Raw genomic sequence first — 24,565 nt, forward strand, 5'->3', positions numbered from 1 at the left:
TCTACTTATGAAGTTACTCGTCGCTTATCAAAGCCAACAACTCGTTCAAGAATAATAGACCTTGAGGCGATGCTTGCAGTCTTTTGGGCATTTCCATCAAAAGTCCTTTTTTCTCGGCATTGTGTAAACGCGCCAACAACACCTCAACCGGCAACCCCGTATGCGCTGACCACATGGAAACAGGAACCCCTTGGGTCAGACGCAGCGCATTCATCGAGAACTCCAGCGGCAGTTCGTTTGCAGCAATAGGCTGCTTGCCTGCAATAAAACCGCGCGGATCATTTACGCGTCTTAAATAGGCATCTGGCTGACGCGTTTTCCAACGCCGCTCAATATGCCATTGCCCCTGTGTATCAACATGACTCAACTTCCCGTGAGCGCCCGCCCCGATGCCCAGGTAATCGCCAAATTGCCAATAATTGAGATTATGCAGGCTCTGTCGATCAAGGCGCGCGTAAGCGGAAATTTCATAACGTTCCAGTCCCGCCTGCTGTAAACGTGAATGGCCCTGATCCTGAATGTCCCAAAGGGTTTCTTCATGAGGCAAGGTCGGTGGATGGACATAAAACGCCGTGTTGGGCTCTAGTGTCAATTGGTACCAGGACAAGTGTTCAGGTGATAACGCCAGCGCTTGCTCAATATCCGCCATCGCCAGTTGAGACGTCTGCTGCGGCAGGCCGTGCATAAGGTCAATATTGAGGTTATCAAAACCCGCCTGACGTGCCTGCCTGACGGCACTGACGGCCTCTTCACCACCGTGAATTCGACCCAATGCCGCCAGCTGTTCTGAATGAAAGCTTTGCACCCCGAGCGAAAGCCGGTTGATACCGGCATCTCGGTAACCGGTAAAGCGGCTTTGCTCAGTCGTACCCGGGTTGGCCTCAAGGGTGATTTCAATCGTCTCTGAAAATGGTAAGCGAGCACTCACTTCGCTTAAAAGGCGTCCATAGAAACCTGGCGAAAGCAGGCTTGGGGTTCCTCCGCCGATAAATATGCTCTGTATGGTTCGCCCCGCCGCCAGCTCAAGATCGCCATCAATATCCTGTAACAACGCCTTCAGGTAAGCGGCTTCTGGTAATTCGTTACGCTTGGGCTCATGGGAATTAAAGTCACAATATGGGCATTTTCGCACGCACCACGGCGTATGGATATACAGCGATAACGGTGGCAACGGCTCAGCCATGGGCCACCTTCAACACGTCGACTAACCCGCTCAGAGCACGACCACGGTGGCTCAAGCGATTTTTCGTTTCGCTGGGTAATTCCGCCACGCTTGAACTCTGATCGGGCAGCCAGAATAGTGGGTCATAGCCAAAGCCGCCCTCACCGCGCGGGTGTGCCAACACTTCGCCTTCCCAGCTACGCTGCACAATAACGGGCACCGGGTCTTCAGGGTGTCGCAGGTAAACCAGAACACACCAATAACGTGCCGTTCGCTGCCCTTCCGGGCAATCCTGCAAGGCTTCAAGCAACTTGGCATTATTACGCTGGTCGCTTTTGGGTTCGCCTGCATAACGAGCGGAATAGATGCCCGGAGCGCCCTGTAACGCATCAACCTCTAGACCTGAGTCATCGGCAAGGGCCGGTAATCCATTTTGGCGGCTCGCTTCACGAGCTTTAATAAGCGCGTTTTCCACAAAGGTCACGCCCGTCTCCGCCACGTCGTGGACACCGTAATCAGCCTGGGTACGCACATCGAACCCAAGTGGCGCTAATAATTCATTGAATTCTTTCAATTTACCAACGTTTCCGCTGGCAAGCACAAGCGTTTGAGTACTGGTCATCCGGCGAGCTCCTAGGGTGAACTACCAGTCTACGCATGCCCCTTGTTCGAAAAAAGCAATCCAAATGTAACGCGATGTATTTCCATCAAAAATTTTTCAAAGATTATGAAAATAATAAACCAATATATTCATATACTTATTCTTAAATCACCAATTAATTTCATCTTATTTGATGATTTTCTAGTAACATACGTTTACATTTAAAAACTATTAGACAACAATAAAATGGCTACCTGCTAATGCGTGATTTCTATGAGGGTCCTCCAATGCCGCAGGAAAAGGCTACAGATACGGTATTTGTCGTTACCGAAAAAAGCCCACAATCACAACTATTTGCTGAATATCTAGGGACTCATACCGAGTGCCAAGTGCATATCCAGTCACCTAATGAACGGATCACGGCCCCGTCATCGGGTAACACCCTGATGTTGATCGATAGCGATCACATAAGCGTTGATACCCTGCCAGACTGGCAGCATCAGCTCCCTGAGACGCTCAATAACGCGCCATTAGCTGCCTTTAACATCCGCGATATGGATCATGCACTTGAAGCGTTGTCCTGCGCGCAGTTGAAAGGGGTTTTCTATCGCCATGAAAGCCTGGATGTCATCTGCAAGGGCATTCATGCGCTGCTCGAGGGCGAGCTATGGATGTCCCGGGAGCTCATGACGCGGTTGATCCTGTTTTATCGCAAATATCAAAACAACGCTTTCAGGCCCGCCTGCGGTCTCACAAACCGTGAAATGGAAATTATCTCGCTGTTGAGTGCCGGGGCTTCCAACCATCAGATTGCTGAAAAACTGTTTCTTAGCGAACACACCGTTAAGTCTCATCTCTACAACATTTTTCGCAAAATCAACGTGCACAACCGTATCCAGGCACTGAATTGGATCCATCAGAATTTGGGCCCCATCCTGCCCAACATTGAAACCGCACGTAGTTTGCAGCGTCGCCACTAGTGCATGGCAAAGGGGATTGACGATGAAAGCAGTGCGCTATAAGACCGCCATCATCTGTTATTTCTTGCTATGGGCAAGTGCGACGACTCACGCCGAAGAAATGACAGAGACCGTATCACCCACTGCCAATGGGCAAGCGGCACTTGCCGAAGAACAAGCCGCAGTCGACGCTATCAACCAGCTTGCTGGCCCAGATGGCGCTAAAGCAGAACAACCCAGCAACGGCAGCGAATTAACCGGCATCATGGTGGACCGCACCATCACGATGGCGGGTAAAACCTTCTACCGCGCCTTCAGCCAGCGCGCCATGGGTAACCCGATTATTGGCAACGCCACTATCACCATCCAGGAACGCCCCGACGCCCGTTGGGGAAGCCAGGTGTGGATCATGGAAGGCAATCAGATGCATTTCCGCACCCAACTCTCTCCCAGAATCAGTGAGGCTGATCGCACAGCGGGGGAAGCCGTACAAATCGTGGAAGAAGCTCTACTGCGTCAAAAGCTGAGTTCAGCGCTATCTTCCGATAAAGACTTAGGAAGTGAGGAGTTACGATAATGAAAACTAACCTAGTACACACCGCGTTATTCGGTTCAGCTCTGCTTACCGGGCTAATCACTCTTCAAGCCCACGCTGGAGAAATGATTTACGAGCCGCTAAACCCTTCCTTTGGCGGGGATCCTTTTATGGGCAGCTATATGCTCAACAAAGCCCAGTCCCAGGATACCAACACCGACCCAAACACGCGTGATATTGATCGTCTTTCTTCTACCGAAAGGCTGATTCAAAGCCTTGAAAGTCGTTTGATTTCGCAGCTGTTATCGGATGTAGGTGATCCCAGCAACGATATCAACCAGGGTAGCTTCGACAGCGATGAGTTCGGCGTAGTGGTAGAAGATAACGGAGGTCAGTTAGTGATACGCGTTATCGATAAACTCACTGGGGACGAAACCAATATCAGCGTCGGGGGCATTTTTAATCCATGAGATAGCCCAACTATCGAAACAAAACTTTACGAACTAAAAAACCAAACATCATAAATGATGGATAAGTCAGGGGATCATCATGAAGATTATAGCTACATTCTTAATTGCGGGTTTGCTTAGCGGCTGCGCGGGAATGGTCGCCAATTCCGAAAACCTGGAAGGAACGGAGGCGACATTAACGCCGCGGGGAGCCACCTACCAGGATCTTGTCTCACTACCGCCACCAGCAGGCAAAATTTTTGTCTCGGTATATGATTTCCGCGATCAAACCGGGCAGTATCGACCTGCGCCCGCCAGCACCTTCTCCACGGCAGTGACCCAAGGTGCCGCTGCGATGTTAACCGGCGCCCTGGCAGATTCTGGCTGGTTCATCCCACTTGAGCGGGTGGGCCTGCAAAATCTGTTAACAGAGCGACGTATTATTCGTGCTGAGTTCGAGCGCTTTAATCAACCCGATACTCTCCCTTCATTACGTGCTGCTTCGGTCATGCTGGAAGGTGGTATTATTGCTTACGAATCTAATATACGAACCGGCGGTGCGGGGGCAGAATATTTTGGGATTGGGGCGTCGGGGGAATACCAGGTTGACCAAGTAACGGTTAACTTGCGAGCGGTGGAAATTTCTACGGGTGAAGTACTTGCCAACGTAACGACAACAAAGACCATCTACTCGAAAGAACTGCGCGCTGGCGTTTATCGTTTTATTGATTTTAGACGCCTCTTGGAAGCAGAAGCAGGCATCACTACCAACGAGCCAGTCCAGATGGCGGTAATGTCCTCTATCGAATCAGCGGTTATCCACTTAATTGCTCGGGGCGTAGAAAACAACCTTTGGAACCTCAGCAACGACGTTAACTTTGCAGACACGGTTCTTGCTGATTACTTGAATGCCCCCATACCCCAGTTGTAATTGGTCAAATAATGGGAAAACATAGATTATCAAATTATTAAGGCCATGCATTCTGCATGGCTTTTTTATTTTAATACTAGAGCCCAAAAAAAGTATTAGAAATATAGTACCAAACAATACGAATATAATTAAAAAAATCGTCTTACAAACCCTAAAACTTACGATAGCGAAGCCCGCCAAATAGTCCAAACTCAACACATAGAATACATTTGGATACAAAATGTTTCAGAGGGCTTCATCATGAAACGGCAGCGCGTCAATAAAGCATCAATGGGGATTTCCCCAGCCAAACACTCAATGTTGTTGGCAACACTATTGGCCGCCAGCATATTTACTGCCGCACCAGTTAAGGCTGACGACAGCCGCATCGAGCAGTTCTTTAACCAGGTTGATACCAATAACTATCGGGGCAACTACAGCATTATTGATCAGGTAGGCAATAACAACAAAGCCAATGTAAACCAATCTTACTCAGCGATTTATCAGCGCGGTAATTTTTCCAAGATAATTCAGTCCGGTAACTTCAATACCGCCAATATCACCCAAAAGGGTGGCAACAATTTTGGTGTGATATCGCAAGATGGCAATGCCCATGAGGCCAGTATTAACCAAGTTGGTGATGCAAGGAAAATCCTTGAAGCAAATGTATCCCAGCTCGGCAGTAAGAGTGATATACAGATTTCACAATCGGGGAGTGGCTACCGCAGCATTAACGTAGAGCAAAGAGCTTTCTCGGGTAATGCACGTCCAGTCACCGTCGAAACCTACTGAGCAACACTGGTTGCCTCAGTAATAACTAAAGCAAGTAAATCGTAAAGGGGAAACACCATGAAAACTCAAATGACTGCTATCGCCGCCGCTATCGCGCTTGCCATGAGTGCATCTGCCCTGGCGCAAACATCACCAGGATCTGAATTCAATGGTTCACGCAATACCATTGATGATATGGCAGGTCCTTCCTATGACGGCAGCGGCCTGGGCAATGACTCATTAATCGACCAGACCGGCGATTTCAACTCAACCAACGTTGTTCAGTGGGGCACGCAAGATTCCCGCATCAAGCAAATCGGTGATTTTAATACCGCCAACGTAGAGCAGGACGATGTGGTGGGTGGTTCAGGAGTGGGTGAAAACTATTCATTAATCGAGCAACGCGATAAAGGAAACCGCGCAGACGTCTCACAAGTTGGTGACAAAAACGACTCCATTATTGACCAACGTGGTGGATTTTTTGGTTGGAGCGCGGCCTATAACTACGCTAATGTCGTCCAAGATGGCGAGCTGAATGATTCATGGGTTGAGCAGGATGGCTACCGCAACAGCTCTAGTGTGGTACAGGACGGCGAGCTAAACGACAGCTACGTTAAGGCTGTAGGTGATTTCAACAAGACCTACACCACACAGACTGGTGACGAACTGGATAGCGATATTATCCTGTCAGGCAACGGTAACTACACTGCTGTTGAGCAAACCGGCTATGGCCACGATTCGTTCGTTCGCTCCGTCGGTAACTACAATTACAATAGCGTCAATCAGAGCGGTGCAATGGGAGATCCTTCTCAGCAAAACTTCTCTCAAATCCGCACTACTGGCTCTTTCAACTATAACTATGTTCAACAAGGCAACTAAGCGTTCATAACGCTGCCTTGATCAAAACCGCCTCTTATCAGAGGCGGTTTTTTATTATCTGATCGACACCGTTAGCGTACCGCCCTTGCCCTGAGTAGACGAACGCGAGCGGTTGCTACCTTTCTGAATATCCACTTCCAGGCGATCACCATCGCTTAACAACTTGACCGTGCCTTCCAGTGCGGTGCCCTCAAAGTTGAATTCCGCCGGTACCGTGCCGTTTTCCTCGATATGTTCGGTAGTTTCACCCTCGTGGGTAATGCGCCAATGGGCGGAGAACGCCGCGCCTTCCGACCCTTCCATGGTAATACGAATCGGATTCATCGATGGTTCCTCAAGCGATTGAGCGCTTAGCGGTAGGTGAAGGGTTAACCCCATTGCCAATAGCGTGGCGCCTGGCCACGTCCAGAGTCGTTTCATAATGGCCTCTACAACGCAAAGAGCCGCTTTTATCAGCGGCTCTTTGAGTATAGCGGAGTTTTCGTTACTTGCTGTTACATTAAGGCAAAGGCTTTCTCGGCAGCATCCAGGGTTTTTTGAATATCTTCTGGCGTATGGGCGCTGGACATGAAGCCCGCTTCGAACGCCGAGGGCGCCAGATACACGCCTTGGTCGATCATCGCGCCGAAGAAGCGGCGAAACGCTTCGGGGTCACAGGCGGTCGCCTGGGCAAAGTTATCCACACGGCGTTGGCCGGTAAAAAAGATCCCGAACATGCCGCCTGCCGATTGGGTCATCATTGGCACATTGGCGGCGTTGGCGCGTTCCTGCAGACCGGTGCACAAGGTTTCAACACGTTGAGTCAGGGCATCATGGAAGCCGGGTACCTGAAGCTTGGTCAAAAGCGCGATACCAGCCGCCATGGCCAGCGGATTGCCGGAGAGCGTACCCGCCTGGTAAATCGGCCCCATCGGCGAAATGTTCTGCATGATCTCGCGTTTGCCGCCGAAGGCGCCGACCGGCATACCGCCACCCACGATCTTGCCAAGGCAGGTGAGGTCGGGGGTCACACCGTAATGAGCCTGAGCACCGCCAAGGGCAACCCGAAAGCCGGTCATCACTTCATCAAAAATCAGGATACTGTCGTGCTCGTTACACACGCGGCGCAGCGTCTCGAGAAAGCCTGGCTGCGGCGGAATGCAGTTCATGTTGCCGGAGACCGGCTCGACGATGATACAGGCAATCTGATCGCCCATTTCTTCAAAGCATGCCTCAACACCTTCGGGGTCGTTATACGACAAGGTAATGGTATGTTCGGCAAGCGACGCCGGTACGCCGGGTGAGCTCGGCTCGCCATGCGTCAATGCCCCGGACCCGGCTTTAACCAGCAGCGAATCGGAATGCCCATGGTAGTTGCCTTCAAATTTGACGATCTTGTCTCGCCCGGTGGCGCCGCGTGCCAGACGGATGGCCGACATTGTGGCTTCGGTGCCAGAGCTGGTCATACGCACCATTTCCATCGACGGAATCATTTCGCAGATCAGATCCGCCATGGTGGTTTCAACCGCCGTGGGGGTACCAAACGATAACCCGTTATCCAACCTGGCACGGACCGCCGCAAGCACATCCTGGTCTGCATGCCCGGTAATCATCGGCCCCCATGAACCCACGTAGTCGACGTAGCGATTGCCTTCAACATCGAACAGATAAGCGCCTTGCGCGCGCTCCATGAATACCGGCGGGCGATGCAGCCCCTTGAAGGCCCGCACCGGGGAGTTAACGCCACCAGGAATATGGCGGCTGGCAAGTTCAAACAATTCAGCGGAAGTCGTCATGGCGTCCTCTTCATTAATTGCGTGGCGTCATCAAATCAAAAACGTGAAGCGCGCGGGGTACGATTGGGTAAAAACTGTCCGCTTGGCGTCTCATAGCCATGTGACAAGCTTTGCCAGGTATAGTGCTGAGCTTGCTCACACGCAGTAAGTAAGCGCTCACCTACAGCCAGGCGCGCAGCAATCGCCGATGCCAGCGTGCACCCTGAACCATGAAATTGTTCAGGTAGACGCGGCCATGGCCACTGCCGGGTATTATCCGGTGAATGAAGCGTCAGTAGCACCTGATCGTCATTGCCGGGTAGCGGATCATCGGTTGCTGACACCAGCACCGCCTGACAACCCAGCGAAAGCAAGGCTACCGCCCTGGCCGTATCGTCATCCGTTGACTGACACTCAGGCGTGAGTGCTGCCAACTCGGCCCGGTTGGGCGTCAGGATATCGACCAGAGGAAGCAGCCGCTCGATATACTGTTGACGCAATTCGGGGGTCGAGAGTTCAGCACCGCCACCGGCTTTGAGCACCGGGTCGGCCACCACCGGCACACCGGGGAAACGCCGGATAATCGATATCGCCGCCTCAAGGGTTGACTCGCTGCTAATCAAGCCAAGCTTGATGGCCGCCACCGGCAGAGTCGCGATCTCATCGACCATCTGGTTGATGAGATAAGCATCCGTGGGCACCACCCGCACTACGTTATGGCAGTTTTGAATGGTCAGCGCGGTGGGCACGGTCACCGCCCAGCCGCCGCAGGCAGCAATGGATTCGCTGTCGGCGATCAACCCGGCTCCGCCGGTCGGGTCATGCCCGGCCAGTACTAATACAACAGGAGGTAATGGTTGTCGCATCAGAACGGTTTCACCACCGCCAGCAAGATAATGCCGATCAGGCCAATCACCGGTAACTCGTTAAACCAGCGGAAAAATACATGACTTTTCGTGCAACGTGCCTGGCTGAACTGCTTGAAGTAAATCAGGCAGACGTGATGGTAGGCAATTAACAGCGCAATCAGCAGCAGTTTTACATGCATCCATCCCTGGCTGAGCCAGGCGGGTGCCAGATACAAAAGCCAGCCACCGAAAATCAGCACGGCAATCATCGACGGCATCATGATGCCCCGATAAAGCTTACGTTCCATGGTCGTAAAATACGTCATCGCTTGCTGATCATCAGCATCGCGTGCCTGGGCATGGTAGACAAACAGCCTGGGTAGATAAAACATGGCCGCAAACCAGGTTACCATCGCGATTAGATGAATCGCTTTGATCCATAAATACATTGTCACTCCTTAGGCCAAGGCTCTTTGTGAGATGAATCATTATCGCGAGGATCGCTGTAATGGTAATAACGCTCGATAGCGCCCCGGGTGATGATACCTGAAATACGCTGTTGTTTCGGCCGATTACCGTGAACCACATAAAGCGCGTCCAGAGCGTCATTCTGCAACGTCAAAAAGGCTTCGGAAAGGGTCGCCTGTAGCGCGATGGGTGCCATTTCAAGCCGCTCCCCAGGTACTTCCAATAAATCGATCAATCCTTCAGTTGAGGCGTTATCGCTTGACGACTCATCGTGTTCAATCATCCAACGCGCCAGGGCAGCGGCTTTTAGCCCAAGAACCGGCTTATCAGAACTGGATCGTTCGATCACCAGCCATATCGGGTTATTTTCCAGTAAGCGGCGCGCCTGATCGGGCGTTATCATCCGCGATGTGCGAACCAGATGACGCTCCATCACCGCTGGTACAGACACCCTGGATAGCGCTTGCATCAGCGGTTGCTGTAGCGGGTGCAGCCCATAGCGCACGCTGCTGATAAAAAACCCTTCGCAACCGGTTAATTGACGCGACGTCAAGCAGGCAACTACCACTGCCAACATTCCCGGCAACATGATACCTGGCGTATGGGTTAACTCCAGCAGAGCCATAAGCGCTGCCAGCGGTGCTTGCAAGACGGCTCCCATCATCGCGGCCATTCCCAACATGGCATAAATGCCCGGGTCAGCGGCTTTGGCTTCCCATACCCAGCCCCCAAAGTGGCCACTCAGGGCGCCTGTGGCGGCTCCTATCACCAATACCGGGCCGATGATCCCGATAGGTACCCCGCCGGCAACCGTCAGGGCCGTCACGGCAAGCTTTACCGCAATCAACGCCAGAAGCACCTGAACCGCCAACTGGTTATTGAGCGCGGCGGCCACACTGTCGTAGCCAATCCCTTGCACCTCAGGAAACCAGAAGGCGGCCACACCGGTTATAAGCGCAACAACACCCAGGCGGCCCCACAAGGGCCACTGCTGAAAACGCTGCAAACGCGATAAATGAATGAACCCGCCCGCCAACAAACCAATCACCAGGCCCGTCATCACCACCCAGGGCAGGTTCATTAATGAACCAAGGGCAACGTCGGGGATATGGAACGCCGGTTGATTGCCGTAAACCACTTGCGCCACCAGCGCCCCCATCATGGACGCCAATATAACGGGCATAAAGCTCATCATCGTGTACTCCATCATCACCACTTCCATGGCGAAGATGACACCGGCAATCGGGGTGTTAAACGAGGCTGAAATTCCCGCGGCGGTGCCGCAGGCAACCAGTACCCGTAAACTGTTGTTGGGTAGACGCATCCGCTGACCAAGGCCGCTCGATGCCGCCGCCCCAAGATGAATGGCAGGCCCTTCGCGACCCGCCGAGAGGCCTCCCAGTACGGCCACGACACCCACCCACCATTGGTTGAGCCAGTTACGCAGCGGGAAACGGCCTTGGTGGTAGGTCAAGCGTTCGATGACATGGGCCACGCCAAGCTTGCGGGCCGTGGCTTTCTGGCGGTAAAGCAAGGCGCCGATCAGGCCAACAGCGATAAACGGAAGCGCCACCCGCCCCCAGGGTGCCAGTGACTCAAACGCTTCAGGATTGCCCTCGGGCATATAAAGCAACGCCCCCGCAGAGAGTAGCAAGCGAAACACGACCATCAAGGCACCGGTAATCAGCCCCGACACCAAGCCCAATACGCATAGCTGCGGCAGCGCATCGACATTGGCCAACTGGCGCCGAAAACTGTCCAGGGTGAAATCAGATCGAGAAAAAAGCGCCACAGGCAACCTTCCTTGCTCTTGTGTCTATACACTCTTGTGTATCATAGCTGGATACGCATAAACAGCTTGGTATCCTATGCTTAAGCCGTTGGCGATTCGTTTTGCGCTCAAAAACTGCAAGGAGTCATTGTGATTAAGGTAGGCATTGTTGGCGGCACAGGCTACACAGGCGTTGAACTGCTTCGGCTTCTTGCCATGCACCCTCACGTCGAAGTAACAGCCATCACGTCACGTTCAGAAGCGGGCGTGAGAGTCAGCGACATGTACCCAAATCTGCGCGGGCACTACGACACGCTGGCGTTTAGCGAGCCCGACGCCAAACAGCTTGGTCGTCTGGATGCGGTGTTTTTTGCCACGCCCCACGGGGTTGCTCACGCACTGGCCAGTGAACTGCTGGATCAAGGTACCCGCGTGATTGACCTCTCCGCGGATTTTCGCCTACGTGACGCCGACGAATGGGCGCAATGGTATGGTCAGCCCCACGGAGCACCTGCCTTGCTTGGCGAAGCGGTTTATGGCCTGCCGGAAATGCACCGTGAACAGATTAAAACGGCGCGCCTTGTCGCTGTGCCAGGGTGCTACCCCACTGCCGTTCAGTTGGGTTATCTGCCATTGCTGGAGGCCGGTTTGGTCGATGCCGGCCGGCTGATCGCCGACTGCAAATCAGGCGTCACGGGTGCCGGTCGCGGGGCTAAAGTCGGTTCGCTATTGGCCGAAGCCAGCGAATCCATGAAAGCGTACGGTGCTTCCGGGCATCGCCACTTGCCCGAAATCCGCCAAGGGCTGACAGACATTCAAGCCGGTGCAGTGAGCCTGACTTTCGTACCGCACCTGACGCCCATGATTCGCGGTATTCACGCCACCCTGTATTCGACGCTCATTGAAGCACCCGGTGACCTTCAGACACTGTTTGAACGTCGCTACGCAGGCGAACCCTGCGTTGACGTCATGCCCCCTGGCAGTCACCCGGAAACACGCAGTGTGAAAGGCACCAATACGTGCCGTATTGCAGTTCACCGCCCGGAGAATAGCGACACGGTAGTGGTGCTATCGGTGATCGATAACCTGGTGAAAGGGGCTTCGGGGCAAGCCGTTCAAAATCTCAATCTGATGTTTGGCTATGACGAAGCCACCGGCCTCAGTGCCCCGGCGGTTATGCCCTAGCCTCCATTGGGTCGGTAATAGTTGACCCTTTTGCTAGGTTTTACTCATAATTAGTATCCATGCAGTCTATTCGCTTCGGGGCGAGCGTCTGTCACTAAAACGACACTCGCCCCATTCGCTCACGGGAGGTAGCCATGAGCAGCGCAGAATCCTTTGTTCCAACGCCACTGTTGTTGTCCGATAGTGCTCAAAAACGCATCAACGCCTTGATGGCAGAGGAAAACAACTCAACGCTTAAACTACGCGTTTATGTCACCGGCGGTGGCTGTTCAGGCTTTCAATACGGCTTCGATTTTGCCGATAACGTTGCCGATGACGACACGGTTATCGAATTTGGTGACGCCGCTCTGGTGGTTGATCCCCTCTCCTACCAATACCTGGTGGGCTCAACCGTTGACTACGAAGAAGGCCTTGCAGGGGCGCGTTTTCGAGTTCAAAACCCCAATGCCACCACTACATGTGGTTGCGGGGCTTCATTTATGGTGTAGCGGTTTCCCTTGAATATCGAACTGCGTCGACCCAGCGTTTATCGCAATTCCCACCCGTGACTTGACGCCCTGATGGTTTCTCGCCAAGGTTATTAGGTCAATAACAGGCTTAAGTACCAGTCGCAAAGCGGTGCACACTGCTTTGCTGGCACTTTGCCATACAAACCACGGGGAAAACCTATGAAATCGCTGCTATCAAGCACCGTACTTTCTTTATCCGCCCTGACGCTTGCGTTGGGCGGCGCTTCTGCTCAGGCGCAAGAGACGCCTAGCGTCAATGTCGCTACCGACCCAAGTTTCGTACCGTTTGAGATGATGGATGAAGACACCGGCGAGATGGTTGGCTTCGACATCGATATCATCAACGAAGTGGCCGACCGGGCAGGCTTTGACGTCAATCTCACCACCATGGACTTTTCAGGCATTATTCCTGCGGTGCAAACCGGCAATCAGGAGATCGCCATTGCCGGGATCACCATTACCGAAGAACGGGCGGAGATCGTTGACTTCTCTGACCCCTACTACGATTCAGGCCTGAGAATCATCGTTCGCGCCGATAGCGACGTTGAAGACATTGATGACCTGGAAGGCATGTCCATCGCCACCAAAACAGGCTCCACCAGCTACGATTTTCTGGAAGAAAAGTTTGGTGACGACGCCGACTATACGCCCTACCCCGGCACTTCCGACATGTACATGGCCCTGCTGGGCCGCAACGTCGATGCTGTCTTCTACGACGCACCCAACGTGGCTTATTTCTCGCAAACCCGCGGTGAAGGCCGTACTAAAGTGGTGGGTCCCCTCTACGAAGGCCAGCAATATGGCATCGTCTTCAACAAAGGCAGCGAGTGGGTAGAACCTACCAACGAAGCCTTGGCTGAAATGCGCGAAGACGGCACCTACGATGAAATCTATGAAAAATGGTTTGGTGAAGCGCCCAGCGACGAATAATTATCGCTGAACGTTATTTGACCATTTCATCAGGGCCGGGCGGCATCGCCCCCGGCCCTGTTCGTTTGTCTTCTCATCTCTCAGGAGAACGCGCGTGGAACCGAGCTTTGAGTTTAATTGGGAAGCGACCATTAACTCGATTCCCCATTTGCTACCGGGGATCCCCTACACCCTGCTGATTTCCTTTGGCGGACTCGCCATCGGTTTTTTTATCGGCATCTTTTTTGGCCTCCTGCGCATAAGTCCCCTCCGCTGGCTGCGCTGGCCCGCCATCGTCTACGTCGAGGTCTTTCGCGGCACGCCGATTCTGGTTCAGGTGCTGTTTATCTTCTACGGCCTGCCTCAGTTGTTGGGAAGCCCTATCAATGCGCTCGTTGCAGGTATTGCGGCCATAGCGGTGAACTCGGGGGCTTATATTTCCGAAATCGTGCGGGGCGGTGTTCAATCCATTGAACGTGGCCAGCGGGAAGCCTCCCTGTCGCTGGGTCTTTCACGTACCCAGTCGTTTCGTTACGTTATCTGGCCTCAGGCATTTCGCCGGATGATCCCGCCCCTGGGTAATCAAAGTATCATCAGCATCAAGGATACCTCTTTATTTTCGGTAATCGGGGTGGGTGAGCTGGTTCGTCAAGGCCAGGTTTATATCGCCAGCACCTTTACCGCGATGGAAGTCTATCTGATGGTGGCCATCATGTACCTGGCTATCACCTGGACCCTTTCAATCATCTTGCGACAGCTTGAAAACAAAGGCTTGGTAGGCCAATAAGGAGACGCACAATGAACGACAATGCTCAGCAAATTGTGCGTATGCAGCAGCTCAATAAACACTTTGGTAGCCTGCACGTACTCAAAAACATTGATATGCACATCACCCCTGGTGAAGTGGTCGTGGTGATCGGTGCCAGCGGGTCAGGTAAATCCACACTGATCCGCTGCATCAACGGACTGGAGGAATTCCAGTCCGGTTCGCTGGAGGTCGACGGTAACGAGTTGCTACCTAACGGCAAGAGTAGCCAGGCACTGCAAACCATCCGTACCGAAGTCGGCATGGTGTTTCAGCAATTCAACCTGTTTCCTCATTTAAGCGTTATCGACAATATCACCCTCGCTCCCATGAAAGTACGTGGCTGGAACCGTTCAGACGCCCTGGAAGCTGCCAAGCGACTGCTTGACCGCGTTGGGATCTCCGACCAGGCGGATAAGTATCCCAGCCAGCTGTCTGGCGGTCAGCAGCAGCGTGTGGCACTCGCGCGTGCACTTGCCATGGAACCGCGATTAATGCTGTTTGACGAGCCTACGTCGGCGCTGGACCCCGAAATGATTGGCGAGGTACTGGATGCCATGCGGGAGCTCGCTAAAGAGGGCATGACCATGGTGATCGTCACCCATGAAATGGGCTTTGCGCGTGAAGTCGCCGACCGTGTGGTGTTCATTCACCAGGGGGAAATCACCGAAGAGGGGCCTCCCGAACAGCTATTCGATGCGCCTCGACACGAACGTACGCAATCGTTTTTAGCCCGGGTACTCAAGCACTGATTTAGCCAAAAAATACGCTTGGTAACCGACATTTGATGGCCTGTGATCACCACAGGCCATTTTTTTTGCCTGTGGATAATTTATTTCTATCGGTTGTCACAACCTGCCTTTAACCTGCATCATGCCGCCTTCGAACTCGATACCAGCGTATTTCCTTCCCTTGTTCACAGTCACGGTAACAACCCTGGTATACACGAGTGGAAAACCCGTGCCTCATCACAGCGGTGGATAAAACAAGCTTTCATCCACAGGCCCAACACGGTTTCTACTCAGTTAGTCCGCCGTTTAATCATGTAGAAGTCAACAATATAACGTATTGATAAAAATGAGATAAAATCGCTTATCAACAGATTTTGTCCACACCAGTAGTAACAACATCAATAGAACTTCTCTTATATAATATTTATGTTGTTATTAGTAAGCGCTGCTGAACAAACGGGGTGTGGAAAAAACTGACGGTTACCCACAAGGGGTTTATACTGGCGGGCTTATTGAATTAAGGTGCGCATGCACCGACTCAACTCATCCGTGCCTGATGGCACAAGACGAGGTGTCTCTTGAATTACCCTGACCGCTTTGATGTCATTGTCATCGGCGGTGGCCACGCGGGAACTGAAGCCGCATTGGCCTCTGCTCGCATGGGCTGTCAAACCCTGTTGCTTACGCACAACATCGAAACGCTCGGCCAAATGTCGTGTAATCCGGCAATTGGCGGGATCGGCAAGAGCCATCTCGTCAAGGAAATTGACGCGTTAGGCGGCGCCATGGGTCTTGCCACAGACGCAGGTGGCATCCAGTTTCGTGTCTTGAACGCACGTAAGGGGCCAGCGGTTCGAGCGACCCGCGCCCAGGCTGACCGCGTACGCTACAAAGCAGCCATTCGTGGCATGCTTGAAAACCAGCCAAATCTGACGATTTTCCAGCAGGCCGCGGGCGATCTGATTGTGGATAACGACACCGTGCGGGGCGTGGTGACGGAAACCGGTATCCGGTTTCACAGTGAATCCGTCGTGCTCTCGACCGGTACTTTTCTCGGCGGTGTTATCCACATCGGACTTGATCAAACTCGCGGTGGCCGAGCAGGCGATGCGCCCTCCAATGCATTGGCTGAGCGACTGCGTGCCCTGCCGTTCCGGGTTGATCGTCTGAAAACCGGTACACCCCCACGCATTGATGCCAAAACCGTTGATTTCTCTCAACTTGAAGAACAACCTGGTGACACGCCAACGCCGGTGATGTCCTATCTGGGCTCAAGGGAAATGCACCCCGAACAGATGAGCTGTCACATTGGGCACACCAACGAGCGCACCCATGAGATCATCATGGCGAACCTCGAACGTTCACCAATGTATTCGGGCGTGATCGAGGGCATAGGGCCACGCTATTGCCCTTCGATTGAAGACAAGGTCCATCGCTTTGCCGATAAATCGAGCCACCAGATATTTATCGAACCCGAAGGCCTGGATACCAATGAGCTGTATCCCAACGGAATTTCCACTTCATTGCCGTTCGATATACAGCTTCAGGTCGTACGCTCGATCAAGGGAATGGAAAACGCGCATATCACCCGGCCAGGCTACGCAATCGAGTACGATTTCTTTGATCCACGGGATTTGCAGCACTCCCTGGAAACCAAATTTATCCACAACCTGTTTTTTGCCGGACAAATCAACGGCACGACCGGTTACGAAGAAGCCGGGGCTCAGGGCTTGCTCGCTGGACTGAACGCGGCACGCCGTGCCAGGCAGTTGGAAGCGTGGTATCCACGCCGTGACGAAGCTTACCTTGGGGTACTGGTCGATGATCTGATCACCATGGGTACCAAGGAGCCCTACCGCATGTTCACGTCACGCGCGGAATACCGTCTGTTGCTGCGTGAAGACAACGCCGATCTCCGGCTCACTGAAAAAGGTCGCGAATTGGGGCTGGTGGATGACATGCGCTGGGCAGCGTTCAGTAAAAAGCGCGATGCCATCGAGCACGAGTCGGCTCGGCTTGCCAGTACCTGGGTTCAGCCGAAAAGCCCGGCCGCCGCTGTTATCGCCGAGCACACCGGCCAGGCGTTGAACCGCGAGTACCGGTTGAGCGATCTGCTGAAACGCCCGGAACTGAGCTATGCGACCTTGACCCATCTTCCCGGTCTGGAAGCTTCTCCGGTGACCGACGAGGCCGTGGCTGAACAAGTGCAGATTCAGGCAAAATATCAGGGGTATATCGATCGTCAGCAGGACGAGATTGATAAACTCAAACGCCATGAGGCGATGCCCCTACCTGCTGATCTGGATTATCACCGCGTTGAAGGCCTGTCCAATGAGATTCGCCAAAAACTCAGCGAAGCACGGCCTGAAACTCTCGCCCAGGCGGCGCGTATTTCGGGCGTGACACCTGCGGCTGTATCGATTTTGCTGATTCAACTCAAGAAACGTCGGCTTATATCGACTCCCGAGGTAGCCAACGGATGAGCGGCGTATCAACGCTGTTTTCCGATTTACCCAGCCAGGTTGAGACCCGGCTGGATGAAGGTCTCAGCGCATTAGGCACCCCAATAACGTCCCAGCAGCGTGATCAACTGCTGGGCCTGCTTGCGCTATTGCACAAGTGGAACCGGGCTTATAATCTCACCGCTGTACGCGATGTTAACGACATGGTATCGCGCCACGTGCTGGATAGTGCTGCCGTGCTGCCGTTTGTCGAAGGGCCCAAGCTGCTTGATGTCGGTTCAGGGCCAGGACTACCGGGACTGGTTCTGGCCATTCTCAAGCCCGAGCTATCCGTGACCCTTCTCGATAGCAACGGCAAAAAAGTTCGCTTTCAGCGCCAGGCGGTGATGGAGCTCGGATTGACGAACGTGACCCCCGTTCAAGCGCGTGTAGAGCAGTTTACCGAAAGCGTCTTTGATCAAGTGATTTCGCGGGCATTCGCCAGTTTGGTGGATTTTGTTAATCTGACGCGTAAACTTCCGACGGACGAAGGACAGTGGCTGGCGATGAAAGGCCCTGGTGCCAACGAAGAACTGCGCGATCTGCCAGGTGATGTTCGGCTCCACGCAAAACACACTTTAAATGTCCCCTTTGAGACGGCCGAGCGACAGCTGTTGATTCTGACCCCACAAGGAGTTGAGTAAGTGAGCCAGATCATTGCCCTGACCAACCAGAAAGGCGGCGTGGGCAAGTCCACTTCAGCCGTCAACTTGGCGGCCAGCCTCGCCGGACTCGACCGTCGTGTACTGCTGGTGGATCTTGATCCACAGGGGCACGCCAGCATGGGCAGTGGTATCGACAAGCACAGCCTTGATAAAAGCGTTCTCGACGTCCTTTTGGGTGAGGCGAGCGCTGCCGATACGATCGTCCGGCAGCCACCCGTGAAATACGACGTGCTACCCAGTAACGGCGATTTGACCGCCGCTGAAGTCGAGCTCATGCATTCAGACCAGCGCGAAAGCGGCTTGACGACGGCGTTGTCGGGCGTTTTGTCACAATACGACGTCGTACTGATTGACTGCCCCCCGTCGCTTAATATGCTGACAGTGAATGCCCTTACGGCGGCTCACGGCGTGTTGATTCCACTGCAGTGTGAATTCTATGCACTGGAAGGCCTTTCGGCACTGCTGGATACGGTCGAGCAGATTAAACAGAGCATCAACCCTGAGCTGGCCGTCTCCGGTATTTTGCGTACCATGTACGATAAGCGCACCAGCCTGACCCGGGAAGTCGACAAGCAATTGCGCGATTATTTCGGCGATGCGCTGCTGAAAACCACGATTCCGCGTAATGTTAAAGTGGCTGAAGCGCCCAGCCATGGCCTGCCGGTTACCCAGTACGCGCGGTTTTCGCGCGGCAGCCAGGCCTACCGTGTGTTAGCGAAAGAGCTAATTCGTCGACTCGCGCTATAATCACCACGACTGATCTATTTATCACGAGGTAATGCCCATGACGCGTAAGCCCGCGCTAGGACGTGGCTTGGATGCTCTGATTGGTGCTGGTGCACGTCGCCGCGATAGCCTTGAATTGGCGGCGGGATCATATGCACCGGCTGACAGCGATGGTGCTGAGGATACAGCTGGCCCGCAGAGTCAGGAACGCCTTGAGCGTTTGCCGCTCGGCCAGCTATCAAGGGGTAAATATCAGCCGCGCCGGGATATCCAGCCGGAAGCGCTGGAAGAGCTAGCCGACTCGATCCGTGCTCAAGGGGTCATGCAGCCCATCGTGGTCCGCCCGATCGGGGAAGACCGCTACGAGATTGTAGCCGGCGAACGTCGCTGGCGGGCGGCTCAGCTTGCTGAATTGGACGTTATCCCCGCGGTCATCCGGGACGTCAGCGACGAAGTTGCCTTGGCGCTGGCATTGATCGAAAACATCCAGCGCGAGAACCTCAATGCTATCGAAGAGGCACTGGCATTGAAGCGGTTAGGCGACGAGTTTGAAATGACCCAGCAGCAGATGGCGGATGCCGTCGGTAAATCGCGCACCCAGGTGGCTAACCTGTTACGTCTGCTGGCATTGGATGAAGAAGTGCAAACGCTGCTTGAGCGGGGTGACCTGGATATGGGGCATGCACGGGCGTTATTGACACTCAACAGCGCTCAGCAGCGTCAGGTAGCCCATGAAGTGGTCAATAACGACCTGACCGTTCGTGCCACGGAAGCCTTGGTCAAGAAAGTGCAAAGCCAACCGGTAGCACCTACACCAAGGCGTGAGGCAAAAACCTCCGACGTGGCGCGTCTGGAAACTCAACTGGGGGAACTGCTCGGTGCCCCTGTGTCCATTGACCATGGTCAGAGAGGCAAAGGGAAGGTCACGATTCGCTATACCAGTCTGGAAGAGCTGGACGGTATCCTGGAGCATATTAAATAGCCTGCTATTGTTTTTATAAATAGCAGGCTTATTAAAAATTGCGAAATAAGGCTGTTTTTTCACTCTTTGGTCGCATATCGGCGCTTGAGGGAGTGAAATACCCACAACTTCGGTTGAAGGTCTCATAGCCCTTCCCTATAATCGCGCAAGATTTGTGCAGGCTGCGCAAGGTTGTTCATTGCCTGTAAACACGGGTTTTGACATAGCTTGATAGGCTGGAATGACATGCAGCGACTGGAAACGTTACGACGACAGGCTTATGTCATCCGGTTAACGATTGCTCAATTGTTGGTCGCACTGGTTGGGTCGTTACTAGCGTTGGTCGCCGCCGGTAACGGCAGCGCAACATCTGTAGCGCTAGGGGCATTGGTTGCTTTTCTGCCCCAAGTGTTTTTTGTGCAGCGGATGGCGATTTTTAAACAACGTGCACCCGCTTCGCAAAGTGCACTCAGGCTTTTTCGCGCCGAAGCAGGCAAGTTTGGTTTGACGGTGGCACTGTTCGCAGTCGTTTTCATTACCGTACCCCCCTCAAACCCCGCTTTCTTTTTTAGTGCTTACGTCGCGGTTGTTCTAATGCATTGGTTAGCACCCTGGCTGATGCCTAGAAAATTGCGCAACTTATCGAGGTGACAAGTCCATGGCCGCAGGAAACGAAGTCTCATCGACTTACTATATCCAGCACCACTTGCAGAATCTGACCTTTGGAAAACACCCGGAAAACGGTTGGTCGTTGGCAAGTTCTGCCGAAGAAGCTCGCGAAATGGGCTTTTGGGCGATTCATCTGGACACCATGGGATGGTCGATTGCCATGGGACTTTTATTCATCTGGGTGTTCCGCAAAGCAGGCAAAATGGCCACCACAGGCGTACCGACTGGTTTGCAGAACGCCGTTGAGATGGTGGTTGAGTTTATTGAAAACCTGGTCAACGGCACATTTCACGGCCGTAACCCGTTGATTGCACCACTTGCCTTGACGCTATTCGTGTGGATTTTGCTCATGAATACGCTAAAAATTATACCGGTGGATTATTTTCCAGAGCTATTCGCCCGCCTGGGCGTCGATTACATGAAAATCGTGCCGACCACCGATCCCAATGCCACTCTGGGCATGGCATTAGGTGTTTTCTGTTTGATTATCTTTTACAGCCTGAAAGTCAAAGGCGTAGGGGGCTTTGCCAAAGAACTGTCGCTGACGCCGTTTAATCACTGGGCTTTGATTCCCTTTAATCTGGTGCTCGAAATCATTGGTTTGCTTGTGAAGCCTCTAGGCCTTGGTCTGCGTCTATTCGGTAATATGTTTGCCGGTGAGGTTATCTTTATCCTGATCGCCCTGCTGCCGTTTTGGGCTATCTGGTTATTGGACGTGCCATGGGCGATCTTCCACATCTTAGTGGTAACGCTGCAGGCCTTTATTTTTACTACGCTTTCGGTTGTATACCTGAGCGCAGCGCACGAACATCACTAACCAAGCAATGTCGTTTTCATTAACCCTCAACCCTTAACCAAAACTTGAAATCAGGAGCAACATCATGGAAATGGTTTATCTCTCCGCTGCAATCATCATCGGTCTGGGCGCTCTGGCTACCGGTATCGGCTTCGCTCTATTGGGTGGCAAACTGCTTGAGTCCACAGCTCGTCAGCCGGAAATGGGTGACCAGCTGCAGACCAAAACCTTCATCATGGCGGGTCTGCTGGATGCGGTACCGATGATCGGTGTTGGTATCGCGATGTACCTGATCTTCGTTGTTGCCGGTTAATGACAGCTTAGCCGAGCGGTATTCCGCTCGGTTTTGTTTCACTCCGGTCGCCACGAACTTGTCAGAGGTACATTCCTGTGAATATCAACATGACGCTAATTGGGCAGACGATCGCCTTCGCGATCTTTGTCTGGTTTTGCATAAAGTATGTGTGGCCACCGATCAGCAACGCGCTCCATGAGCGTCAGAAGAAAATTGCTGATGGCCTGGACGCAGCCAGCCGTGCTTCTCGCGATCTCGAAGTCGCCCAGGAGAAAGCCGAGCAAACCCTGCGTGAAAGCAAGGAGCAGGCTTCTCAAATTCTTGAGCAGGCCAACAAACGTTCTGCTCAGATCGTTGAAGAAGCTCGCGATCAGGCTCGCGCTGAAGGCGAACGTCTGGTGGCAAGCGCACGTTCCGAGATTGAGCAAGAAGTGAACCGTGCTAAAGAGGATCTTCGTGCCCAAGTCTCTCACCTTGCCATTATCGGTGCTGAGCGCGTCTTGGAAGCGTCGGTCGACGAACAAGCCCATCGCAAGTTACTCGATGAGCTGGCTGCCGAATTGTAAGGAGGTGAACCATGGCGGAATTACTGACCGTCGCTCGTCCTTACGCTAAGGCGGCGTTTGAATACGCGCGTGATCATGAGGCGCTGGATAGCTGGTCAAAAGCGCTTGCATCTTTGAGTCAAGCCGTCACGGACAGTGACGTGCATCGTCTGCTGGGTAACCCGAAACTACTGGCCGAACAGAAAGCTGAGTTGCTTGCGGGTGTCTTGCCCGAGCAAGGTGACGATGCTCAACGGCGGTTTCTTGACACCCTGGCAGATGAAGGTCGGCTTAATGCCTTGCCGTACATCGCTGATCAGTTCGAGCGCCTGCGCGCCGATCATGAACAGCGAGTCGACGTCGTGGTGTTATCGGCCTACAAGCTAGATAGCAAGCAGAAGACCAAGCTAAAGAACGCGCTCAAGAAACGTCTGAATCGCGAAATCTCCATTACCACTCGAGTGGATAAAACGCTGATTGGTGGCGTCATCCTGCGTGCCGGCGATACCGTCATTGACGGTTCGGTACGTGGACGATTGAACCGCCTTTCCGAAGCGCTAACCGCTTGAGTCTGAGGGACATGGCATGCAGCAACTGAATCCTTCCGAGATCAGCGACATCATCAAGCAGCGAATTGAGAAGCTTGACGTCGCATCTGAAGCCCGCAATCAGGGCACCATCGTTAGCGTTTCCGACGGTATCGTGAAAGTTCACGGCCTCGCAGACGCGATGTTCGGTGAAATGATCGAATTTCCCAACAGCGTTTTTGGCATGGTACTCAACCTGGAGCGTGACTCCGTGGGTGCCGTGGTGCTGGGTGACTACCTGTTGCTTGAAGAGGGCATGACCGCCAAGTGTACTGGTCGTATCCTCGAAGTACCGGTAGGCCCCGAGTTGATTGGCCGCGTTGTCGATGCGTTGGGTAACCCCATCGACGGCAAAGGTGACATTGACGCTAAGATGACCGACGCTGTCGAGAAAGTGGCGCCGGGTGTTATCACACGTCAATCTGTTGATGAGCCGATTCAAACCGGTCTGAAGTCGATTGACTCCATGGTGCCGATCGGCCGTGGTCAGCGTGAGCTGATCATTGGTGATCGTCAGATTGGTAAATCCGCCATTGCCATTGATGCCATCATCAACCAGAAAGGCAAGGGCGTGACCTGTGTCTATGTGGCGATTGGTCAGAAGCAGTCGACCATTGCCAACGTGGTACGCAAGCTAGAAGAACACGGCGCGATGGATCACACCATCATCGTCGCTGCTGGCGCTGCCGACCCGGCACCCATGCAGTTCCTGGCGGCCTACTCTGGCTGCACCATGGGCGAATATTTCCGTGACCGTGGCGAAGACGCAATGATCGTCTATGACGATCTTTCCAAGCAGGCCGTGGCTTATCGTCAGGTATCGCTGTTGCTGCGCCGTCCGCCGGGTCGTGAAGCCTACCCGGGTGACGTTTTCTATCTCCACTCGCGTCTGCTGGAGCGGGCTGCTCGAGTGAACGTCGACTACGTCGAGAAGTTTACGGGCGGCGAAGTGAAAGGCAAGACCGGTTCCTTGACCGCACTGCCGATCATCGAAACCCAGGGTGGTGACGTTTCTGCGTTCGTACCGACCAACGTGATTTCGATCACCGACGGTCAGATCTTCCTGGAAACCAACCTGTTCAACTCGGGTATTCGTCCGGCGATCAACGCGGGTCTTTCGGTATCGCGTGTGGGTGGTTCGGCGCAAACCAAGATCATCAAGAAGCTCGGCGGTAGCGTGCGTCTTGCCCTGGCTCAGTATCGCGAGCTGGCGGCATTCTCGCAGTTTGCGTCTGACCTGGATGAAGCCACGCGCAAGCAGCTTGAACATGGTCAACGCGTCACCGAGCTGATGAAGCAACACCAGTACTCGCCGATGTCGGTAGCCGAGATGGCGCTTACGCTTTATGCCGCCAACGAAGGTCACCTGGATGATGTCGAAGTCAACAAAGTGCTGGACTTCGAGCGTGCCCTGCACGACTACATGAAGGCCGAGCACAGCGATTTGCTCGACAAGATCAACCAGACCGGCGACTACAACGACGAGATTCAAAACGGCTTGAAGTCGGGTCTCGAGAAGTTCAAGGCAACTCAGAGCTGGTAATGTCTGGCCCGTCTGTATTGGGCGGGTTTGC

Annotated in this window: 28 protein-coding genes; 21 read left to right on the plus strand and 7 right to left on the minus strand. The window is 53.5% G+C overall.

Annotated features, from left to right (window positions below; translation table 11 throughout):
* Nucleotides 1–13: 13 nt before the first annotated feature.
* Both hemW and rdgB read right to left on the minus strand, forming a co-directional pair.
* The gene (gene hemW / locus R3F64_RS03875) at nucleotides 14–1,183 is read right to left on the minus strand and encodes a radical SAM family heme chaperone HemW (RefSeq protein ID WP_085919172.1); all 1,170 of its coding nucleotides are present in this window, start codon (nucleotides 1,181–1,183) and stop codon (nucleotides 14–16) included.
* Complete coding sequence (rdgB, locus tag R3F64_RS03880) at nucleotides 1,176–1,784, minus strand: RdgB/HAM1 family non-canonical purine NTP pyrophosphatase (RefSeq protein WP_332609895.1); 609 nt, start codon at nucleotides 1,782–1,784, stop codon at nucleotides 1,176–1,178. Before rdgB ends, hemW begins: the two co-directional genes overlap by 8 nt.
* Before the next feature lie 266 nt (nucleotides 1,785–2,050).
* Here rdgB and R3F64_RS03885 point away from each other — a divergent pair, with 266 nt between their 5' ends.
* From R3F64_RS03885 to R3F64_RS03910, 6 genes are all read left to right on the plus strand, one after another.
* Complete coding sequence (locus R3F64_RS03885) at nucleotides 2,051–2,743, plus strand: LuxR C-terminal-related transcriptional regulator (protein WP_085919174.1); 693 nt, start codon at nucleotides 2,051–2,053, stop codon at nucleotides 2,741–2,743.
* 22 nt (nucleotides 2,744–2,765) lie between these two features.
* On the plus strand, nucleotides 2,766–3,299 hold the full coding sequence (locus tag R3F64_RS03890) for a CsgE family curli-type amyloid fiber assembly protein (RefSeq protein ID WP_199284377.1): 534 nt from the start codon (nucleotides 2,766–2,768) through the stop codon (nucleotides 3,297–3,299).
* The gene (locus tag R3F64_RS03895) at nucleotides 3,299–3,727 is read left to right on the plus strand and encodes a curli assembly protein CsgF (protein ID WP_199284376.1); all 429 of its coding nucleotides are present in this window, start codon (nucleotides 3,299–3,301) and stop codon (nucleotides 3,725–3,727) included. Before R3F64_RS03890 ends, R3F64_RS03895 begins: the two co-directional genes overlap by 1 nt.
* 79 nt (nucleotides 3,728–3,806) lie before the next feature.
* Complete coding sequence (locus tag R3F64_RS03900) at nucleotides 3,807–4,637, plus strand: CsgG/HfaB family protein (protein WP_199284375.1); 831 nt, start codon at nucleotides 3,807–3,809, stop codon at nucleotides 4,635–4,637.
* 240 nt (nucleotides 4,638–4,877) lie between these two features.
* Entirely contained in the window at nucleotides 4,878–5,408 is a 531-nt protein-coding gene (locus tag R3F64_RS03905; RefSeq protein WP_199284374.1) for a hypothetical protein, read from the plus strand.
* A gap of 57 nt (nucleotides 5,409–5,465) precedes the next feature.
* On the plus strand, nucleotides 5,466–6,266 hold the full coding sequence (locus tag R3F64_RS03910; protein WP_199284373.1) for a hypothetical protein: 801 nt from the start codon (nucleotides 5,466–5,468) through the stop codon (nucleotides 6,264–6,266).
* Between the two features lie 54 nt (nucleotides 6,267–6,320).
* Here the strand turns inward: R3F64_RS03910 and R3F64_RS03915 are convergent, their stop codons facing one another.
* The 5 genes from R3F64_RS03915 to R3F64_RS03935 all read right to left on the minus strand — a co-directional run bounded on the left by R3F64_RS03915 (nucleotide 6,321) and on the right by R3F64_RS03935 (nucleotide 11,128).
* The gene (locus R3F64_RS03915) at nucleotides 6,321–6,686 is read right to left on the minus strand and encodes a hypothetical protein (RefSeq protein ID WP_233337315.1); all 366 of its coding nucleotides are present in this window, start codon (nucleotides 6,684–6,686) and stop codon (nucleotides 6,321–6,323) included.
* A gap of 74 nt (nucleotides 6,687–6,760) precedes the next feature.
* The gene (hemL, locus tag R3F64_RS03920) at nucleotides 6,761–8,041 is read right to left on the minus strand and encodes a glutamate-1-semialdehyde 2,1-aminomutase (RefSeq protein ID WP_085919179.1); all 1,281 of its coding nucleotides are present in this window, start codon (nucleotides 8,039–8,041) and stop codon (nucleotides 6,761–6,763) included.
* A 35-nt stretch (nucleotides 8,042–8,076) separates the two neighbouring features.
* Nucleotides 8,077–8,886 carry a bifunctional hydroxymethylpyrimidine kinase/phosphomethylpyrimidine kinase gene (gene thiD, locus R3F64_RS03925; RefSeq protein WP_085919180.1) on the minus strand — a complete coding sequence of 270 codons (810 nt, stop codon included), beginning with the start codon at nucleotides 8,884–8,886 and terminating at the stop codon, nucleotides 8,077–8,079.
* On the minus strand, nucleotides 8,886–9,317 hold the full coding sequence (gene hemJ / locus R3F64_RS03930; protein WP_085919181.1) for a protoporphyrinogen oxidase HemJ: 432 nt from the start codon (nucleotides 9,315–9,317) through the stop codon (nucleotides 8,886–8,888). Before hemJ ends, thiD begins: the two co-directional genes overlap by 1 nt.
* Before the next feature lie 2 nt (nucleotides 9,318–9,319).
* Complete coding sequence (locus R3F64_RS03935) at nucleotides 9,320–11,128, minus strand: chloride channel protein (RefSeq protein WP_199284372.1); 1,809 nt, start codon at nucleotides 11,126–11,128, stop codon at nucleotides 9,320–9,322.
* 129 nt (nucleotides 11,129–11,257) lie between these two features.
* Between R3F64_RS03935 and argC the strand changes: the two genes are divergently transcribed.
* From argC to atpA, 15 genes are all read left to right on the plus strand, one after another.
* Nucleotides 11,258–12,292 carry an N-acetyl-gamma-glutamyl-phosphate reductase gene (argC, locus tag R3F64_RS03940; RefSeq protein WP_085919183.1) on the plus strand — a complete coding sequence of 345 codons (1,035 nt, stop codon included), beginning with the start codon at nucleotides 11,258–11,260 and terminating at the stop codon, nucleotides 12,290–12,292.
* A 134-nt stretch (nucleotides 12,293–12,426) separates the two neighbouring features.
* Nucleotides 12,427–12,780 (plus strand): iron-sulfur cluster insertion protein ErpA, encoded by a 354-nt coding sequence (erpA, locus tag R3F64_RS03945; protein WP_066315652.1) that lies wholly within the window; start codon nucleotides 12,427–12,429, stop codon nucleotides 12,778–12,780.
* Nucleotides 12,781–12,960: 180 nt separating this feature from the next.
* A complete protein-coding gene (locus R3F64_RS03950) occupies nucleotides 12,961–13,731 on the plus strand; it encodes a transporter substrate-binding domain-containing protein (RefSeq protein WP_085919184.1) in 771 nt (256 codons plus the stop codon).
* 94 nt (nucleotides 13,732–13,825) lie between these two features.
* The gene (locus R3F64_RS03955; protein WP_085919185.1) at nucleotides 13,826–14,497 is read left to right on the plus strand and encodes an amino acid ABC transporter permease; all 672 of its coding nucleotides are present in this window, start codon (nucleotides 13,826–13,828) and stop codon (nucleotides 14,495–14,497) included.
* 11 nt (nucleotides 14,498–14,508) lie between these two features.
* The gene (locus tag R3F64_RS03960; protein WP_332609906.1) at nucleotides 14,509–15,267 is read left to right on the plus strand and encodes an amino acid ABC transporter ATP-binding protein; all 759 of its coding nucleotides are present in this window, start codon (nucleotides 14,509–14,511) and stop codon (nucleotides 15,265–15,267) included.
* Nucleotides 15,268–15,824: 557 nt separating this feature from the next.
* Nucleotides 15,825–17,729: a tRNA uridine-5-carboxymethylaminomethyl(34) synthesis enzyme MnmG gene (mnmG, locus tag R3F64_RS03965; RefSeq protein ID WP_085919187.1), complete on the plus strand. Its 1,905-nt coding sequence runs from the start codon at nucleotides 15,825–15,827 to the stop codon at nucleotides 17,727–17,729.
* Nucleotides 17,726–18,391 carry a 16S rRNA (guanine(527)-N(7))-methyltransferase RsmG gene (gene rsmG, locus R3F64_RS03970; RefSeq protein WP_332609908.1) on the plus strand — a complete coding sequence of 222 codons (666 nt, stop codon included), beginning with the start codon at nucleotides 17,726–17,728 and terminating at the stop codon, nucleotides 18,389–18,391. Before mnmG ends, rsmG begins: the two co-directional genes overlap by 4 nt.
* Entirely contained in the window at nucleotides 18,392–19,159 is a 768-nt protein-coding gene (locus tag R3F64_RS03975; protein ID WP_332609910.1) for a ParA family protein, read from the plus strand.
* Between the two features lie 37 nt (nucleotides 19,160–19,196).
* Entirely contained in the window at nucleotides 19,197–20,120 is a 924-nt protein-coding gene (locus R3F64_RS03980; protein ID WP_332609911.1) for a ParB/RepB/Spo0J family partition protein, read from the plus strand.
* Nucleotides 20,121–20,345: 225 nt separating this feature from the next.
* Nucleotides 20,346–20,750 (plus strand): ATP synthase subunit I, encoded by a 405-nt coding sequence (locus R3F64_RS03985; RefSeq protein ID WP_332609912.1) that lies wholly within the window; start codon nucleotides 20,346–20,348, stop codon nucleotides 20,748–20,750.
* Between the two features lie 7 nt (nucleotides 20,751–20,757).
* The gene (gene atpB / locus R3F64_RS03990) at nucleotides 20,758–21,585 is read left to right on the plus strand and encodes a F0F1 ATP synthase subunit A (RefSeq protein ID WP_332609914.1); all 828 of its coding nucleotides are present in this window, start codon (nucleotides 20,758–20,760) and stop codon (nucleotides 21,583–21,585) included.
* A 64-nt stretch (nucleotides 21,586–21,649) separates the two neighbouring features.
* On the plus strand, nucleotides 21,650–21,877 hold the full coding sequence (gene atpE, locus R3F64_RS03995) for a F0F1 ATP synthase subunit C (RefSeq protein WP_089701275.1): 228 nt from the start codon (nucleotides 21,650–21,652) through the stop codon (nucleotides 21,875–21,877).
* A gap of 77 nt (nucleotides 21,878–21,954) precedes the next feature.
* Nucleotides 21,955–22,425 (plus strand): F0F1 ATP synthase subunit B, encoded by a 471-nt coding sequence (locus R3F64_RS04000; RefSeq protein WP_066315677.1) that lies wholly within the window; start codon nucleotides 21,955–21,957, stop codon nucleotides 22,423–22,425.
* 11 nt (nucleotides 22,426–22,436) lie between these two features.
* A complete protein-coding gene (locus tag R3F64_RS04005; protein WP_332609921.1) occupies nucleotides 22,437–22,973 on the plus strand; it encodes a F0F1 ATP synthase subunit delta in 537 nt (178 codons plus the stop codon).
* A gap of 16 nt (nucleotides 22,974–22,989) precedes the next feature.
* Nucleotides 22,990–24,534 carry a F0F1 ATP synthase subunit alpha gene (gene atpA, locus R3F64_RS04010; protein ID WP_332609923.1) on the plus strand — a complete coding sequence of 515 codons (1,545 nt, stop codon included), beginning with the start codon at nucleotides 22,990–22,992 and terminating at the stop codon, nucleotides 24,532–24,534.
* Nucleotides 24,535–24,565: the final 31 nt, after the last annotated feature.

Source organism: Halomonas sp. 5021, assembly GCF_036663435.1.
Lineage (GTDB): Bacteria > Pseudomonadota > Gammaproteobacteria > Pseudomonadales > Halomonadaceae > Vreelandella > Vreelandella janggokensis.